We start from the raw sequence: 15,953 nt of genomic DNA on the forward strand, positions 1-15,953 counted from the left end.
CTGAATGTATAATTCGTGGCGGCAGAAGCCGTTAATCAATAGGCAAGGCTGTGGTGTATTTTATCTGTTCCATCGCAAAACTCGAAGTGACATCCGAGAGCCCTGGCACGCTATTCACCAGACGTTTATAAAAATCATCGTAGCTCTTCATATCTGCCACCTGCACCCGCAGCAGATAGTCATACTCTCCCGCCATGCGCCAGAAGCCGAGAACCTCCGCCATCTGCTTGACCTCGCTGACAAAGCGGCAATACCAGTCGCTACTGTGATGCTGCGTCTTAATCAGCACAAAGGCCGTCAGCCCAAGCCCGACTTTTTCCGCATCCAGCAAGGCAACGCGCCCGCGAAGAATACCGTCGTCTTCCAGCCGCTTCAGACGCTTCCAGCAGGGCGTGGTGGTCAGATTAACGGCATCAGCCAGCGCCTGCAAAGAAAGGGTACAGTCATTTTGCAGCAGAGAAAGCAGCTTACGGTCTATTTTATCTAACATTGCGCACCTCGAGAGAAAAATTTACTCCGTTCATTGTAATTGAAAGGTTAAATGGCAACAATTTTTCCTTCTGTTTCCGCTAAGCTGGGCACAAAATGACAAACAGGAAATCAACATGAACAGCGCATGGGTAAAACACGCGATTAGCGAAATTAATGCCGATTATCAGCGTTCTGCCGACACGCATCTTATTCGTCTTGCGTTGCCGGCATTCCCCGGCATCCAGCTTTACCTGAAAGATGAAAGTACCCATCCGACCGGCAGTCTGAAGCATCGCCTGGCCCGCTCCCTGTTTCTCTATGGTTTGTGCAACGGCTGGATTAAAGAAGGAACGACAATTATCGAATCCTCTTCCGGTTCTACTGCTGTCTCTGAAGCATACTTCGCCCGTCTTTTAGGCCTGCCGTTTATCGCCGTTATGCCTTCCTGTACGGCGAGACGTAAAATTGAACAAATTGAGTTTTATGGTGGCCGCTGTCACTTTGTCGACAATGCCTGTGAAATCTATGCGGCTTCCGAAACGCTGGTACGCGAACTGAACGGTCATTATATGGATCAGTTTACCTTTGCCGAACGCGCTACCGACTGGCGTGGAAATAACAATATCGCCGACAGCATCTTCCGCCAGATGAGCCATGAACCTCACCCCCAGCCCTCCTGTATCGTCATGAGCGCAGGCACCGGCGGAACCTCGGCAACCATTGGCCGCTACATCCGCAGTCAGGGTTATGATACCCGGTTAATGGTGGTTGACCCGCAAAACTCGGTTTTTATGGACTACTGGCAGAGCCGCGATACCCGCCTCCGCAGCCCGGTCGGCAGCAAAATTGAGGGTATCGGCCGCCCACGCGTCGAACCTTCATTTATCCCCGATGTGGTCGATGAGATGCTTCGCGTGCCGGATGCCGCCAGCGTCGCCACCGCGCTGTGGCTGGAAACGCTGCTCGGACGTAAGGTCGGGGCATCAACCGGCACCAATATGTGGGGAGTGCTGCACCAGGCCGTTCGTATGCGTGAAGAGGGCAGTACCGGCTCAATTGTTACTCTGCTGTGTGATAGCGGCGAACGCTATCTGGAAAGCTACTACAACCCGCAGTGGGTCGCGGCCAATATTGGCGATGTCTCTCCGTGGCAGGCGCAAATCGCGGAAATGCTGCAGGTAAAATAGTGATCGTCTCCGTGCGGCAAAAGATTCCATCCGCACGCGCACGGTGGGTTTGATTCCACCTGCGCCGTGCTTCCTGGCTGCAACGTCGCGACAGAGCTGGTCGTCGCGTTCATCAGGCGCTACCATACGCCCATCATATTAACAGTCAGGAATTACCATGAAACGCGCCGTAGTTGTCTTCAGCGGAGGACAAGATTCGACGACCTGCCTGGTGCAGGCACTGCAACAGTATGACGAAGTGCATTGCGTCACTTTTGATTATGGCCAACGCCACCGCGCGGAGATTGACGTTGCCCGCGAGCTTGCGCTGAAACTGGGTGCGGTCGCTCACAAAGTGCTGGATGTCACCTTGCTTAATGAACTGGCCGTCAGCAGTCTGACGCGCGACAGCATTCCGGTACCGGACTACAAGCCGGACGCCAGCGGGATCCCCAACACCTTCGTACCCGGACGCAACATCCTGTTTTTAACGCTGACAGCAATTTATGCTTATCAGGTTAAAGCGGAAGCCATTATTACCGGCGTTTGCGAAACCGACTTTTCCGGCTACCCGGACTGCCGTGACGAGTTCGTGAAAGCGCTGCACCATGCGGTCAGCCTCGGAATGGCGAAAGATATTCGCTTTGAGACGCCGCTGATGTGGCTCAACAAAGCCGAGACCTGGGCATTAGCCGATTACTGGGGCCAGTTAGATCTGGTGCGCATCGAAACCCTGACCTGCTATAACGGCATTAAGGGAGACGGCTGTGGTCAATGTGCCGCCTGTAATCTGCGCGCCAACGGTCTGAACCATTATCTGGCGGATAAACCGACAGCGATGGCGGCAATGAAGCACAAAACCGGGTTAAAGTGATCGTTTTGCCGGATGGCGGTACACGCACCTTATCCGGCCTGGCGACATTCACCCGGGTCAATGTCGCCCGTAGGCCTGATAAGCGAAGCGCCATCAGGCAACTTTCCATTACTTCACCATCTGCTCCAGTTTCTCGCGCAACTCACCTTCCAGCGGCAAGGCTTTCTGCGTTTTCAAATCAATACAGACAAAAGTAATCTGCGCGTCCACCACAACCTGCCCTTCCGGCTCAAGCGTAATGACCTGGCTTAAAATGCCGCTCTTCCCGTTTAACTGCTGCACCTGGCTGGTGACAGTCAGCAGATCGCTCAGCACGGCAGGGCGACGGTAGTTAATATTAATATTCACCACCACAAAGGCGATGTTGTGCGCGCTCATCCACTGGAAGCCCGAGCTGTTTTCCAGCCCCTCCCAGCGCGCCTCTTCGAGAAATTCCAGATAGCGCGCATTATTCACGTGCTGATAAACATCCAGATGATAGCCACGAACTTTGATTTGTGTCTGCATAGCGTAAATGCCTTGTCTTTAATTGTTGTATTGAGGTCAGAGGTCACACCACCTATGTGACCTCTTCAGTCTGGCAAATATTTACCACTGTGCAAACATACGCTGAAAAATTACAGCTTCAGGTGTGACAGATTTCTCTCCACCAGCGCGTTGCCCATACCAGGTACCTGTTTTAAATCATCCACGGTTTTAAATGGCCCATATTCTTCCCGGTAACTCACGATGGCCTGTGCCTTCTTCAGGCCAACGCCATTCAAAGCCCGCGACAGCTCTTCAGCGCTGGCACTATTAATACTGACCCGGTTCCCTTCCCGGTTGGTCGCGCTTAACGCCTCAGAAGCCTTCACCGGTGGCGACGGTACACTTTCTTTCGTTATTGACGGTGCCTTGCCAGCGGAAGGTGCCGCCTGTGCTATCTGGCTTCCCGCCGCACAAACCAGTACGGCAGCGGCAATAAGGGTTTTAACTCCTCGTTTCATGCTGTTATCTCCTTGTTTGTAGACAGCAGAGCCACGATATCGACGAGGGGAAAAGAGTACAAAAGTCAAAAAACAGAAATGGAAAAGGCCGCGAAAGCGGCCTTTGAGAATTACATCACGTTACTGGCTTTTACCAAGCAGACACGCAATTATTGTTGCTGATTGATGATGTCACCGAACTTAATTTTCGCGGCTTTACGCAGGTTACTCATCAACGCTTCGAAAGCGATCTGCGCATTATTCTGAGTGATCCCCTGAATCATCGTTTTTTTCTGCTCTTCGGGCATCGTACCCGCTTTCACGTCGTCCAGCGCCAACAGAACCACGTTACCCTGCATATCAGTGCCGACACCATAGCTCGGTTTGCCCGACTGCGGCAGCGGCAGTGCAAAGACAGACTGGCTCAGGGCGTCCTGACCGGTGCGTGACAGCGTCTGCGGCGCGCCAAAGGCCAGACCTGCGGCTTTCATCGCGTCGTCGCCTTTGCCCGCTTTCAGGTCCGTCAGCAGCTTATCAGCATCCAGCTTCGCCTGCTGCTCCGCCTTATTGTGCTTAACGATATCGCTTACCTGTGATTTGACGTCCGCCAGCGGTTTTACCGCTTCCGGTTTATGTTCGCTGATGCGCAGAACAAACGCACGGTCACCGTCAACGGTGATGATATCGGAGTTGCTGCCGGGCGCACCATTTTCACCAACCAGACCACCGTTGAAGATAGCGTCAGCAACCGGTTTGAAATTCAGCGCCGACGGCAGGTTATCACGACCAAACCAGCCGGTTTCAACAACTTTCAGGCCTGCAACCTGGGCGGCACTTGCCAGAGATTCGTTATCGTTGCTCGCCGCATCGCTGACTTTCTGCTGCAACGCATAGTAGGCGTCCAGCGCTTTTTCCTGTTTCACCTTCGCCGCGATCTCAGTACGAACCTCAGACAGCGGTTTAACTTTCGCCGCCTGAACGTCATCAAGACGCGCCACCAGGAAGCCAACCGAAGATTTAATGACGCCGGAGATCTGACCTTTTTCTTTCAGACCTGCGTTTTTCAGCTCAGGTACGGTTACCGCATCGTCCAGCCACCCCATATCACCGCCGTTACGCGCAGAGATAATGTCGGTTGATTTTTCTTTCGCTAAAGTGGCAAAGTCAGCGCCTTTTTTCAGCGCATCAAGCACCGCCTGCGCATCCGCTTCGGTTTTGGTCTGGATGACGCTATAGCGGTTACGCTGCGGCTGAGTGAACTGATCCTGATGCTGGTCATACCATGCCTGAATTTCTTCGTCCGAAACGTTTTCCTGCATGTTCGCGGCATCCATCTCGATGTAACTCACGCGGAACTGCTCAGGCGCCATAAAATGCGCCTGATTCTGCTGGTAATATGCGTTGATTTCATCGTCAGTGGCAGTTTGTTTCGCTGCCAGCGCATTTACGTCGATAGTCGCTTCACGCACCACGCGCTGTTGTGAAACCAGCGCCACCAGTTGGTCAGACTCTCCCGGCAGCATAAAGTCGGTACCGGCAACAGCGTTAATCAGCTGCTGAGTCGTCAACTGATTGCGCAGGGCCTGCGCATACTGGTCCGTGGTCATCCCCATCTGATTAACGATACCGCTAAAGCGCTCGTTATCAAATTTACCGTTCGACTGAAAAGCCTGGGTCTGAAAGATAGCCTGCTTAACCTGCTCGTCACTGATGCTAAGGCCAAGTTTACGGGCATACTGGTCGAGCAGCGCCTCGTCAATCAGACGGTTCAGCACCTGTTGACGCATCGCTTTCATGTAATTTTCATTACCCGCCAGCTCCGAGAAGCGATCGCCAAGCTGCTGCTGCATACGATTACGCTCGCTGGCGACGGCATTTTCAAATTGGGTTCGACCAATTTCCTGGCCGTTCACTTTCGCGGCATAGTTGTTACTACCGCCAATCAGGTAACCACTCACCCCAGTCAAAATGAACGAGACGATAATGATACCGAAAATAATCTTAAGCACGACGCTATTGGCGGCCGTGCGTAGGTTGTCCATCATGGTGTAACAACGCTCCGCTGTAGATGACTTTTGCTCGCGCAGCATAGCATGCGATAGCCGCCGCGCGTGAGGACGTATTTTGACAAGAAAACGGGGTGATTGTCAGCCCACAACTGCGTATAAACTCACATAAAGTCGCATTCTGGCAAATAAAAAAGGCACATCTCGCGATGCGCCCTTGTACTTCGTCACAGACCCCAATGGGGAAATCGATCAGTTTACCGCGTCTTTCAGCGCTTTACCGGCACGGAAACCCGGTACTTTAGCGGCTGCAATAGTGATTTCTTTACCTGTTTGCGGATTGCGACCGGTACGGGCAGCGCGTTCTTTAACAGCAAAAGTACCAAACCCTACCAGCGCAACGTCATCCCCAGCCTGCAGAGATTCAGTAACAGAAGCGATTAAAGCATCTAACGCACGTCCAGCTGCGGCTTTAGAAATGTCCGCGCCGGCAGCAATTTTGTCAATCAGTTGAGATTTATTCACTGTTCTCTTCCTCTCTTTATAATTTATATCGCACCAGAATCCTTCGTGATGCGACCGCGCAGCAGTTATATCAGGACTGTCATGCCCTTACAACAGAGTTGTAATTGACCCCCCTGCCAGCAATCTAAGTTAGCGAGACAAAAAAAGGCTGGCAAGTACGAATTTACTTACCAGCCCTATTTTTCTTAGCGCTCTTTGCGCAAAATCACTATTTAACCGTGACAGCTTCCATACCAAACGGCGCGTTCTGCAACGCAAGTGTCAGAACTTCCTCGATTCGTTTCACCGGATGGATATCTAAATCGGCAATAACGTTTTCCGGAATTTCTTCAAGGTCACGCTTATTTTCATCAGGAATCAGAACAGTCTTAATGCCACCGCGATGTGCGGCAAGCAGTTTTTCCTTCAGACCACCAATAGGCAATACCTGGCCACGCAGGGTAATTTCCCCGGTCATTGCCACATCAGCGCGCACCGGATTGCCGGTCAGACAAGAAACCAGCGCGGTGCACATTGCAATACCGGCGCTTGGACCATCTTTCGGCGTCGCCCCTTCCGGTACGTGAACGTGAATATCACGTTTTTCGTAAAAGTCTGAGTTAATTCCCAGCTTGTCCGCCCGTGAACGCACCACGGTCAGCGCGGCCTGAATCGACTCCTGCATAACCTCGCCCAGTGAACCGGTATAAGTCAGCTTACCTTTACCCGGAACGCAGGCGGTTTCAATGGTCAGCAGATCGCCCCCCACTTCCGTCCATGCCAGGCCAGTGACCTGACCCACGCGGTTTTCGCTATCCGCGCGCCCATAGTCATAGCGCTGTACGCCGAGGTAGTCATGCAGATTGTCACCGTTAATCTCGATGTGTTTCAGCGACTTATCCAGCAGCAGCTGTTTCACCGCTTTGCGGCACAGTTTCGAAATTTCGCGTTCCAGACCACGCACGCCCGCTTCTCGGGTGTAGTAACGAATGATGCTGATAATCGCGCTATCGTCCACCGTCAGTTCACCTTTCTTCAGCGCATTACGCTCAATCTGTTTCGACAGCAGGTGACGTTTAGCGATGTTCAGCTTTTCATCCTCGGTGTAGCCGGAGAGACGAATCACTTCCATACGGTCCAGCAGCGGCGCCGGGATGTTCATGGAGTTGGACGTCGCCACAAACATCACATCGCTGAGATCGTAATCCACTTCCAGATAGTGATCGTTAAAGGCCACGTTCTGTTCCGGATCCAAAACTTCCAGTAGCGCCGAGGCCGGATCGCCGCGCATATCCGACGACATTTTGTCGATCTCATCAAGCAGAAACAGCGGGTTTTTAACCCCCACTTTCGCCATTTTCTGGATCAGTTTGCCCGGCATCGAACCAATATAGGTCCGACGGTGACCGCGGATTTCCGCCTCATCGCGCACGCCGCCCAGCGCCATACGCACATACTTACGCCCGGTTGCTTTGGCGATGGACTGGCCCAGAGAGGTTTTACCCACGCCCGGAGGCCCTACCAGGCACAGAATCGGCCCTTTGAGCTTGTTAACACGACTCTGCACTGCGAGGTATTCAAGGATGCGATCTTTCACACGTTCCAGACCGTAATGGTCAGTATCAAGGATCTCCTGAGCCTGGCGCAGATCTTTTTTCACTTTACTGCGGGCATTCCACGGTACCTGAACCATCCAGTCGATGTAACCGCGAACGACGGTTGCTTCCGCCGACATCGGAGACATCATTTTCAGTTTTTGCAGTTCCGCTTCGGTTTTCTCTTTGGCCTCTTTCGGCATTTTTGCCGCATCGATCTTACGCTTCAGCGCTTCGTTCTCATCCGGCGCGTCATCCATCTCGCCGAGTTCTTTTTGAATGGCTTTCATTTGCTCATTCAGATAGTACTCGCGCTGAGATTTTTCCATCTGCTTTTTCACACGGTTGCGAATGCGCTTCTCAACCTGTAGCAGATCGATTTCTGATTCCATCATCGCCATCAGATATTCCAGACGCTCATTAACGTCGGACATTTCCAGAACGGACTGTTTGTCCGCCAGCTTCAGCGGCATATGTGCAGCGATGGTATCGGCCAGGCGTGCCGGATCGTCAATGCTATTCAGTGAGGTCAGCACTTCCGGCGGAATTTTTTTGTTCAGCTTGATGTAGCCTTCAAACTGGCTGATAGCAGTACGAACCAGCACTTCTTGCTCGCGTTCGTCAATCGTCGGCGATTCAAGATATTCCGCTTTGGCGGAAAAATGTTCGCCATTATCAGACAGCGCTGAAATACGCGCACGCTGCAAGCCTTCCACCAGCACTTTAACAGTACCGTCCGGCAGCTTCAGCATTTGCAAAATAGAGGCCACGGTCCCGACGGTGAAAAGATCGTTTACACCCGGCTCATCCGTCGACGCTTCTTTCTGCGCAACCAGCATGATTTTTTTATCATGGTCCATGGCCGCTTCGAGACAACGGATAGATTTTTCCCGCCCAACAAACAGGGGTATGACCATGTGCGGATAAACCACCACATCGCGCAACGGCAATACGGGGATTTCAATGCGTTCAGAACGCTCAGGATTCATAGAGCTCTCTCTTAGTTTAAAGTCCGCCAGGTAGACGACGACGCAATTCCATCACGCGCCGCCGTTAATATGTAAGCAGTATATGGGGATGTATTCCATACATTCAACGGCGGGAATGCAGGAAAAATAAAAGGGGAGATAAAATCCCCCCTTTTTGTTAACTGCTTGAGCGAACTGGCTAATTATTCACCAGAAGCCTGCTGTGCTTCCGGTTTGCCGTAAATCAGCAGCGGCTTGCTTTGCCCATCAATAACCGAAGCGTCGATGACCACTTTTTCGACATCTTCCATTGACGGCAGATCGTACATGGTATCAAGCAGCGCGGCTTCAACAATAGAACGCAGGCCACGTGCGCCGGTTTTACGCGCCATTGCTTTCTTAGCGATAGCGTCCAGCGCTTCGTCACGGAACTCCAGCTCGACCCCTTCCAGATTAAACAACGCCTGATACTGCTTGGTCAGCGCGTTTTTCGGCTCTTTGAGGATCTGAATCAACGCGTCTTCGCTCAGTTCGTTCAGGGTTGCCACCACCGGCAGACGACCAATAAACTCAGGAATCAAACCAAATTTGATCAGATCCTCCGGCTCAACCTGTGACAGCAGTTCGCCCTCGCTGGCTTTATCGGACTTAGCCTTAACCGTCGCGCCGAAACCAATACCAGAACCGGTTTCGACACGGTGGGAAATGACCTTATCCAGACCGGCAAACGCGCCGCCGCAGATAAACAGGATCTTAGAGGTGTCAACCTGCAGGAACTCCTGCTGCGGATGCTTGCGGCCCCCCTGCGGCGGAACCGCGGCCACGGTGCCTTCAATAAGCTTCAACAACGCCTGCTGGACGCCTTCGCCAGAAACATCGCGGGTGATCGACGGGTTATCCGATTTACGGGAAATTTTGTCAATCTCATCAATATAGACGATACCGCGCTGGGCTTTCTGTACGTCGTAATCACACTTCTGCAGCAGCTTCTGGATGATGTTTTCGACATCCTCACCCACATAACCCGCTTCGGTCAGCGTAGTCGCATCAGCCATGGTGAACGGAACATCCAGCAGACGCGCCAGCGTTTCCGCCAGTAACGTTTTACCGGAGCCGGTCGGCCCGATCAGCAAAATGTTGCTTTTGCCCAGTTCAACACCGTTGCTGGTATCACCGTTACGCAGGCGTTTATAGTGGTTATATACCGCCACTGCCAGCACTTTTTTCGCCGGTTCCTGACCGATAACGTAATCGTCCAGATGATGGCGAATTTCGTGCGGAGTCGGCAATGCGCTGCGCTCACGATGCGGCGCAACTTCTTTAATCTCTTCGCGAATGATGTCGTTACATAAATCAACACATTCGTCGCAGATATACACGGATGGCCCGGCGATTAGCTTACGCACTTCATGCTGGCTCTTGCCGCAAAAAGAGCAATACAACAGTTTGCCCGAACCATCTTTGCGTTTATCTGTCATGAGTCCAAACCCCTTATTAAGTTCTTTGTGCCGCACACAACGACGCAAATGCCATTCTCAGGCGCAAACCGCGATAAGCGTTGTGCCGCCCTCCTTCAAACAAGTATAGCGGCCCCCTTGCGCCAGGGCATCAATTACGATGAGTCAAAATGGAGTCGACGAGGCCGTATTCCACTGATTCGGAGGCAGACAGGAAACGATCGCGCTCGGTATCACGCTCGATCTGCTCCAGAGATTGACCCGTATGGTGCGCCATCAGTTCATTCATGCGGCCTTTCACCTTCAGGATCTCACGGGCGTGGATTTCGATATCCGTCGCCTGACCCTGATAGCCGCCCAGCGGCTGATGAATCATCACGCGGGAGTTGGGCAGGCAGAAACGCTTACCTTTCGCCCCGGCCGTCAGCAGGAACGCCCCCATAGACGCCGCCTGGCCCATACAAATGGTGCTCACGTCAGGCTTAATGAATTGCATGGTGTCGTAGATTGACATCCCTGCGGTAATCACGCCGCCAGGAGAGTTAATGTACAGATAGATATCTTTTTCCGGGTTCTCCGCTTCCAGAAACAGCATCTGCGCCACGATCAGGTTCGCCATATGGTCTTCGACCTGGCCGGTCAGGAAAATGACGCGCTCCTTAAGCAGACGGGAGTAAATATCAAATGAACGTTCGCCGCGTGAGGTCTGTTCAATGACCATCGGCACCAGGGCCATATGGGGTGCAAAGTTATCTCGTTCGCCACTGTATGACATTTTCCGTCTCCTGGATTAATTTGAAAAAAACCGCTGCACTGATTGTAACCTTACGGACGGATTATCAGCCAGAATTTCTGCTGTCGGGCAGAAGTGCATAGATGCACGCTTCATTACGGCGCATGATTATGCCAATGCAGTTACCTTCCCCGGTTATGGGGATGGCGTTACCATAATTCAAGCATAACAATCTTTTGCTGTAACGCTATCACTGAAATTGCCTTTTCTCGCGCTTCCAGAGGCGATCATTGCCGTAAAAAAACCCGCGGCCTTTCGGCAACGGGTTTTGCTCAGACCTTAAACCTTGAGGCGAAATTACGCCTGCTGGTTCATCAGTTCGCTGAAAGAAGTCGCTTTTTCAGACACGTTAGCTTTCGCCAGCACGGCTTCAACAGCCTGCTCTTCCAGCGCGACATTGCGCATGTTGTCCATCAGCTCTTTGTTCTTGCTGTAGTACTCAACAACTTCTGTCGGATCTTCGTAAGCGGAAGCCATCTCTTCGATCAGACCTTTAACGCGCTCTTCGTCAGCTTTCAGCTCGTGAGTACGAATCACTTCGCCCAGCAGCAGACCAACAACAACGCGGCGTTTAGCCTGCTCTTCGAACAGCTCACGCGGCAGTTCCAGCGCTTGTTTCTCATTACCACCGAAACGCTGAGCAGCCTGACGACGCAGAACGTCGATTTCGCTATCGATCAGCGCCGCCGGAACGTCGATGTCGTTAGCTTTTACCAGACCATCAATAGCCTGGGACTTAACGCGGTTACGCACGGCGCCTTTCAGCTCGCGTTCCATGTTTTTACGCACTTCAGCGCGCAGACCCGCCACGGAACCATCTTCAACGCCGAAACGTTTGATGAATTCTTCGGTCAGTTCAGGCAGTTCGCGTTCTTCCACTTTCTTCAGGTTGATAACGAACTTCGCCGCTTTACCTTTCAGGTTTTCAGCGTGGTACTCTTCCGGGAAGGTCACGTCGATAGTGAACTCTTCGCCCGCTTTGTGACCTTTAATACCGTCTTCAAAGCCTGGGATCATACGCCCCTGGCCCATTGCCAGTACGAAGTCAGACGCTTTGCCGCCTTCGAACTCTTCGCCATCTACAGAACCGGAGAAATCGATGGTGACCCGGTCTTCCGCGTCAACTTCGCCTTCTTTATCTTTCCAGTTAGCCTGCTGTTTGCGCAGAGTATCCAGCATGGTGTCAACGTCAGCGTCGGTGACTTCAACCAGCGGTTTTTCAACTTCGATCGCTTCCAGACCCTGCAGTTCAACTTCCGGATAAACCTCGAACTCTACCGCGTAGGTGAAATCTTCCCCCAGCTTGTATTCGCCCGGAACATAGTTCGGCGCGCCGGCCGGATTAATTTTTTCTTTAATGATCGCGTCAACGAAGTGACGGCTCATCAGGTCACCCAGCACGTCCTGGCGAACAGATGCGCCATAACGCTGAGCAACAATATTCATTGGCACTTTGCCTTTACGGAAGCCATCAATGCGAACTTTTTTCGCTACGTTGACCAGCTCGCTTTTGACAGCATTCTCGATGCTGTCAGCGGCGATAGTAATCGTTACACGGCGCCCTAGGCCCTGAGTGGTTTCAACTGAAACTTGCATCTTGTTACCTCAAAAAAATCACAGTGCTCGGTCAACTCTGGAATCGCGAGAAAGTTGCCTCGCAGAACCGGGATGCCTTCTTCAAATGAGAAACACATTCCCTGTCGTCAGAATCATCCCGAAGACATTCATAATAAAAGACGCGGCATTATAGCGGCATCACTTTGGTGAGTCGAGAACGGTTGTCACCCACTGCTGCGGCTTTTTTCACATTTCCCGCGCAAATTTGCCGGTAAAAATGCGCAATCAGCACATTTTCCAGGCAAAACAAAACGGCCCGCAGGCCGTTTTTGATAAATCTTCACGCAACATACTGGAAAAGCGCCAGCGGATGCAAATGTGATTTCTACGCGATGCTTCCGGCACCCCGACAAGGCGGAGAAGCAAAGACGGTATCCTGCAGTCCTTCCCACTCTTTTATTGTGTAAGTATGCAGCGCCAGGGCGTGCACGGTGCTTGATAGTTCCTCCGTCAACGTCCCATAAATCATACGGTGACGATTAAGAAAACGCTCGCCGAGGAAGCGCTCACTCACCAGCACCACTTTAAAATGACTTTCAGAGCCCGCAGGAACGTTGTGGCGATAGCTCTCATCCACGACTTCAAGATACATCGGGTCGAACGCTGCCCTAAGTTTTGCTTCGATCTGTTCACGTATCATCATGAATTTTCTCCTCCGACAACGCTGTATTGCCGCCATTCCCTTTAAATGTTAGCCGCTTTTACCGCTTCCATTAGGCGAAAACAACAAAAAATTAGCATTTCTCTGATATTTTCCGTCAAACGTATTGGGTTTACTGATTCTGCATCCCGGAAGACCTGCCTGGATCGCGATAATCACTGCGCCAGGGACAGAAAATGCACAAGACGATGAATTTACATACGTTGCTACTTCCCCTTGCCGTTGGCGATGTTATGATGGCGAGAATTTTCCTCAATTACCCCAAATAGTTCGTGCGGCAGGAAGGCAGCAAGAAAGCGCCCGGGAGCTTACTGAAGTCAGTGACCGGGAAAGTAAACGAAGCTAACCGCGCTGTCGCCTGAAGTATGGCGGGTATGACCACTTCATGCGTTGAGACCCTGAACATGTTTAAGAAAATTATTTTTCCTTTGGTCGCGCTGTTTATGCTGGCTGGATGCGCCACTCCACCGACCACCATTGATGTTTCGCCGAAAATCACCCTGCCCCAGCAGGATCCAAGCCTGATGGGTGTGACCGTGAGCATTAACGGCGCCGATCAGCGGCCGGATCAGGCGCTGGCAAAAGTCACTCGCAATGATCAACTGGTTACGTTAACCGCCTCCCGCGATCTGCGTTTCCTGCTACAGGAAGTGCTTGAGAAACAGATGACCGCTCGCGGCTATATGATTGGCCCGAACGGCGCGGTTGACCTGCAGATTATCGTCAACAAACTGTACGCCGATGTTTCTCAGGGCAACTTGCGCTACAACATCGCCACCACAGCCGATATTGCGATTATCGCCACCGCCGCAAACGGTAACAAAATGACCAAAAATTATCGTGCAAACTACTCTGTTGATGGCGCATTCCAGGCCACTAACCAGAATATCGCCAATGCGGTTAATAGCGTCCTGACCGACACCATCGCCGATATGGCGCAGGACACCAGCATTCACGATTTCATCAAGCAAAACGCGCATTAATGAATCACAGACCTGGCCTCTGGCCAGGTCTGTGCGATACGCCATGTCCAATCACTACTTACGCATTTTCACGCAACCCAAATCGGCCATTTTGCTGATCCTCGGTTTCGCGTCCGGCTTACCGCTGGCCCTGACGTCAGGCACGCTGCAGGCATGGATGACCGTGGAAAATATCGATCTGAAAACGATTGGTTTTTTTTCGCTCGTCGGCCAGGCCTACGTCTTTAAGTTCCTCTGGTCGCCGCTGATGGATCGCTATACGCCGCCGTTTTGTGGTCGTCGTCGCGGCTGGCTGTTAGCCACCCAGTTCCTGCTGCTTATCGCGATTGCCGGAATGGGATTCCTCGAACCTGCCTCGCAATTACGCTGGATGGCCGCGCTGGCGGTCATCATCGCTTTCTGCTCCGCTTCTCAGGATATCGTCTTCGATGCGTGGAAAACCGATGTGCTGACAGCCGAAGAGCGCGGCACCGGCGCGGCAATCAGCGTGCTGGGCTATCGCCTGGGCATGCTGGTTTCCGGCGGACTGGCCCTGTGGCTGGCGGACCGCTGGCTCGGCTGGCAGGGAATGTACTGGCTGATGGCCGCGCTGCTAATCCCCTGCATTATCGCCACCCTGCTGGCCCCGGAACCCAGCGACGTCATTCCGGTACCGAAGACGCTGGAGCAGGCCGTTGCCGCACCGTTGCGCGACTTTTTTGGCCGCAATAACGCCTGGCTCATTCTCTTGCTTATCGTCCTTTATAAGCTTGGCGACGCGTTTGCCATGAGTCTGACCACCACATTCCTGATTCGCGGCGTCGGTTTCGATGCGGGCGAAGTAGGAATGGTGAATAAAACGCTGGGCCTGTTCGCTACGATTGTCGGCGCACTTTATGGCGGCGTGCTCATGCAGCGCCTGACGCTGTTCCGCGCGCTGTTCATTTTTGGTCTGTTGCAGGGAGTATCCAACGCCGGTTATTGGCTACTGTCGATTACCGATAAGCATCTCATATCCATGGCAACGGCTGTCTTTTTCGAAAACCTGTGCGGCGGGATGGGCACCGCGGCATTTGTCGCGCTGCTGATGACCCTATGCAATAAATCCTTTTCCGCCACTCAGTTTGCGCTGCTCTCCGCCCTTTCCGCTGTCGGGCGCGTTTACGTTGGCCCAATCGCCGGTTGGTTTGTTGAAGCCTACGGTTGGCCGACCTTCTATCTCTTCTCTGTGATTGCCGCCGTTCCGGGGATTTTGCTGCTGTTAATTTGTCGACGCACGCTGGAGTACACCCAGAAAACTGAAAATTTTATCCCCCGCACCCGCTTTCCCCAGACTTATACGCTGGCTTTACTTATCCTGGCAGTGGGCTGCCTGATGCTGGCGATATGGTTGCTGCTGCTGGTACTGAACGCGCTGAACTACACCGCCTTCGACTTCCTTGCAGGCCTGCTGGAAATCGCCGTACTCACCGCCGTTGGCGGTATTTTACTCGGCGCGCTCCTCGACTATCTGGCACTACGCAGAACGGAACTGATTTAAACCATTGCCCGGGCGTGAATAGACGTTGTAATTACGAAACGTAATTATAACGTCTTATTAACGTTTCAATATTTATCAGCCGTTATTTGTTGTTTTGTGCGCTTTCTATTTCTGGAAATTATTGACAATTTTTATTCGAATCTTTAAATAATTTAAGCGATTCAGCACAAATAATTGTATTTTGCGATTTTATTATGTCTCATGCTTGATAATTAATTGTTAATTATTTGTATTGTTTTTCCCACAGTTATACTCATTACCTTATAAACCTTTTCTTTCTTATCCCTGTCGTTATCAATCCCGCGGAAATCAAGGTTTGCAAGTTATTATGTCATACTTAGTAACACATGTGACAAACCAGGCAAAAGTAGCTA

The 15,953-nt window shown here is 52.1% G+C and carries 14 protein-coding genes; 4 read left to right on the plus strand and 10 right to left on the minus strand.

The window, feature by feature from the left end:
* Positions 1-31: 31 nt before the first annotated feature.
* Entirely contained in the window at positions 32-490 is a 459-nt protein-coding gene (locus ABK821_RS19100) for an Lrp/AsnC family transcriptional regulator (RefSeq protein ID WP_138358073.1), read from the minus strand.
* Positions 491-605: 115 nt separating this feature from the next.
* Here ABK821_RS19100 and ABK821_RS19105 point away from each other — a divergent pair, with 115 nt between their 5' ends.
* Together ABK821_RS19105 and queC are read left to right on the plus strand one after the other, a co-directional pair.
* A complete protein-coding gene (locus tag ABK821_RS19105; RefSeq protein WP_138358075.1) occupies positions 606-1,658 on the plus strand; it encodes a PLP-dependent cysteine synthase family protein in 1,053 nt (350 codons plus the stop codon).
* Positions 1,659-1,815: 157 nt separating this feature from the next.
* Positions 1,816-2,511, plus strand: coding sequence for a 7-cyano-7-deazaguanine synthase QueC (gene queC / locus ABK821_RS19110; protein WP_343178333.1), 696 nt, complete (start codon positions 1,816-1,818; stop codon positions 2,509-2,511).
* A 108-nt stretch (positions 2,512-2,619) separates the two neighbouring features.
* Here queC and ABK821_RS19115 read toward each other — a convergent pair whose 3' ends face one another.
* The 9 genes from ABK821_RS19115 to bolA all read right to left on the minus strand — a co-directional run bounded on the left by ABK821_RS19115 (position 2,620) and on the right by bolA (position 13,059).
* A complete protein-coding gene (locus tag ABK821_RS19115) occupies positions 2,620-3,018 on the minus strand; it encodes a YbgC/FadM family acyl-CoA thioesterase (protein WP_142501764.1) in 399 nt (132 codons plus the stop codon).
* Between the two features lie 110 nt (positions 3,019-3,128).
* Positions 3,129-3,497: a helix-hairpin-helix domain-containing protein gene (locus tag ABK821_RS19120; protein WP_138358081.1), complete on the minus strand. Its 369-nt coding sequence runs from the start codon at positions 3,495-3,497 to the stop codon at positions 3,129-3,131.
* Between the two features lie 149 nt (positions 3,498-3,646).
* A complete protein-coding gene (ppiD, locus tag ABK821_RS19125; protein WP_343178334.1) occupies positions 3,647-5,521 on the minus strand; it encodes a peptidylprolyl isomerase in 1,875 nt (624 codons plus the stop codon).
* Between the two features lie 213 nt (positions 5,522-5,734).
* On the minus strand, positions 5,735-6,007 hold the full coding sequence (gene hupB / locus ABK821_RS19130) for a nucleoid-associated protein HU-beta (protein WP_002444653.1): 273 nt from the start codon (positions 6,005-6,007) through the stop codon (positions 5,735-5,737).
* A 208-nt stretch (positions 6,008-6,215) separates the two neighbouring features.
* On the minus strand, positions 6,216-8,570 hold the full coding sequence (gene lon / locus ABK821_RS19135; protein ID WP_138358085.1) for an endopeptidase La: 2,355 nt from the start codon (positions 8,568-8,570) through the stop codon (positions 6,216-6,218).
* Positions 8,571-8,752: 182 nt separating this feature from the next.
* Positions 8,753-10,027, minus strand: coding sequence for an ATP-dependent protease ATP-binding subunit ClpX (gene clpX / locus ABK821_RS19140; protein WP_138358087.1), 1,275 nt, complete (start codon positions 10,025-10,027; stop codon positions 8,753-8,755).
* 130 nt (positions 10,028-10,157) lie between these two features.
* A complete protein-coding gene (clpP, locus tag ABK821_RS19145) occupies positions 10,158-10,781 on the minus strand; it encodes an ATP-dependent Clp endopeptidase proteolytic subunit ClpP (protein ID WP_138358089.1) in 624 nt (207 codons plus the stop codon).
* A gap of 315 nt (positions 10,782-11,096) precedes the next feature.
* Positions 11,097-12,395 carry a trigger factor gene (tig, locus tag ABK821_RS19150; protein ID WP_142501766.1) on the minus strand — a complete coding sequence of 433 codons (1,299 nt, stop codon included), beginning with the start codon at positions 12,393-12,395 and terminating at the stop codon, positions 11,097-11,099.
* A gap of 346 nt (positions 12,396-12,741) precedes the next feature.
* The gene (bolA, locus tag ABK821_RS19155; protein WP_138358093.1) at positions 12,742-13,059 is read right to left on the minus strand and encodes a transcriptional regulator BolA; all 318 of its coding nucleotides are present in this window, start codon (positions 13,057-13,059) and stop codon (positions 12,742-12,744) included.
* Positions 13,060-13,481: 422 nt separating this feature from the next.
* Here bolA and ABK821_RS19160 point away from each other — a divergent pair, with 422 nt between their 5' ends.
* Both ABK821_RS19160 and ampG read left to right on the plus strand, forming a co-directional pair.
* Positions 13,482-14,060, plus strand: a complete 579-nt coding sequence (locus ABK821_RS19160; protein WP_138358095.1) for a lipoprotein — start codon at positions 13,482-13,484, stop codon at positions 14,058-14,060.
* A 43-nt stretch (positions 14,061-14,103) separates the two neighbouring features.
* Positions 14,104-15,579: a muropeptide MFS transporter AmpG gene (gene ampG / locus ABK821_RS19165; RefSeq protein WP_343178335.1), complete on the plus strand. Its 1,476-nt coding sequence runs from the start codon at positions 14,104-14,106 to the stop codon at positions 15,577-15,579.
* Positions 15,580-15,953 lie beyond the last annotated feature (374 nt).

This window comes from Klebsiella sp. KE9456, from assembly GCF_043832615.1.
In the GTDB taxonomy this organism is placed as follows: Bacteria; Pseudomonadota; Gammaproteobacteria; order Enterobacterales; family Enterobacteriaceae; genus Klebsiella; species Klebsiella indica.

Bases quoted from the DNA above. Each gene is read 5' to 3' on its own strand.
- ampG (WP_343178335.1), top strand. From the start codon at position 14,104: ATGTCCAATCACTACTTACGCATTTTCACGCAACCCAAATCGGCCATT.
- queC (WP_343178333.1), top strand. From the start codon at position 1,816: ATGAAACGCGCCGTAGTTGTCTTCAGCGGAGGACAAGATTCGACGACC.
- ABK821_RS19105 (WP_138358075.1), top strand. From the start codon at position 606: ATGAACAGCGCATGGGTAAAACACGCGATTAGCGAAATTAATGCCGAT.
- lon (WP_138358085.1), bottom strand. From the start codon at position 8,570: ATGAATCCTGAGCGTTCTGAACGCATTGAAATCCCCGTATTGCCGTTG.
- ABK821_RS19115 (WP_142501764.1), bottom strand. From the start codon at position 3,018: ATGCAGACACAAATCAAAGTTCGTGGCTATCATCTGGATGTTTATCAG.
- ABK821_RS19160 (WP_138358095.1), top strand. From the start codon at position 13,482: ATGTTTAAGAAAATTATTTTTCCTTTGGTCGCGCTGTTTATGCTGGCT.
- clpX (WP_138358087.1), bottom strand. From the start codon at position 10,027: ATGACAGATAAACGCAAAGATGGTTCGGGCAAACTGTTGTATTGCTCT.
- ppiD (WP_343178334.1), bottom strand. From the start codon at position 5,521: ATGATGGACAACCTACGCACGGCCGCCAATAGCGTCGTGCTTAAGATT.
- ABK821_RS19120 (WP_138358081.1), bottom strand. From the start codon at position 3,497: ATGAAACGAGGAGTTAAAACCCTTATTGCCGCTGCCGTACTGGTTTGT.
- tig (WP_142501766.1), bottom strand. From the start codon at position 12,395: ATGCAAGTTTCAGTTGAAACCACTCAGGGCCTAGGGCGCCGTGTAACG.
- clpP (WP_138358089.1), bottom strand. From the start codon at position 10,781: ATGTCATACAGTGGCGAACGAGATAACTTTGCACCCCATATGGCCCTG.
- bolA (WP_138358093.1), bottom strand. From the start codon at position 13,059: ATGATGATACGTGAACAGATCGAAGCAAAACTTAGGGCAGCGTTCGAC.
- ABK821_RS19100 (WP_138358073.1), bottom strand. From the start codon at position 490: ATGTTAGATAAAATAGACCGTAAGCTGCTTTCTCTGCTGCAAAATGAC.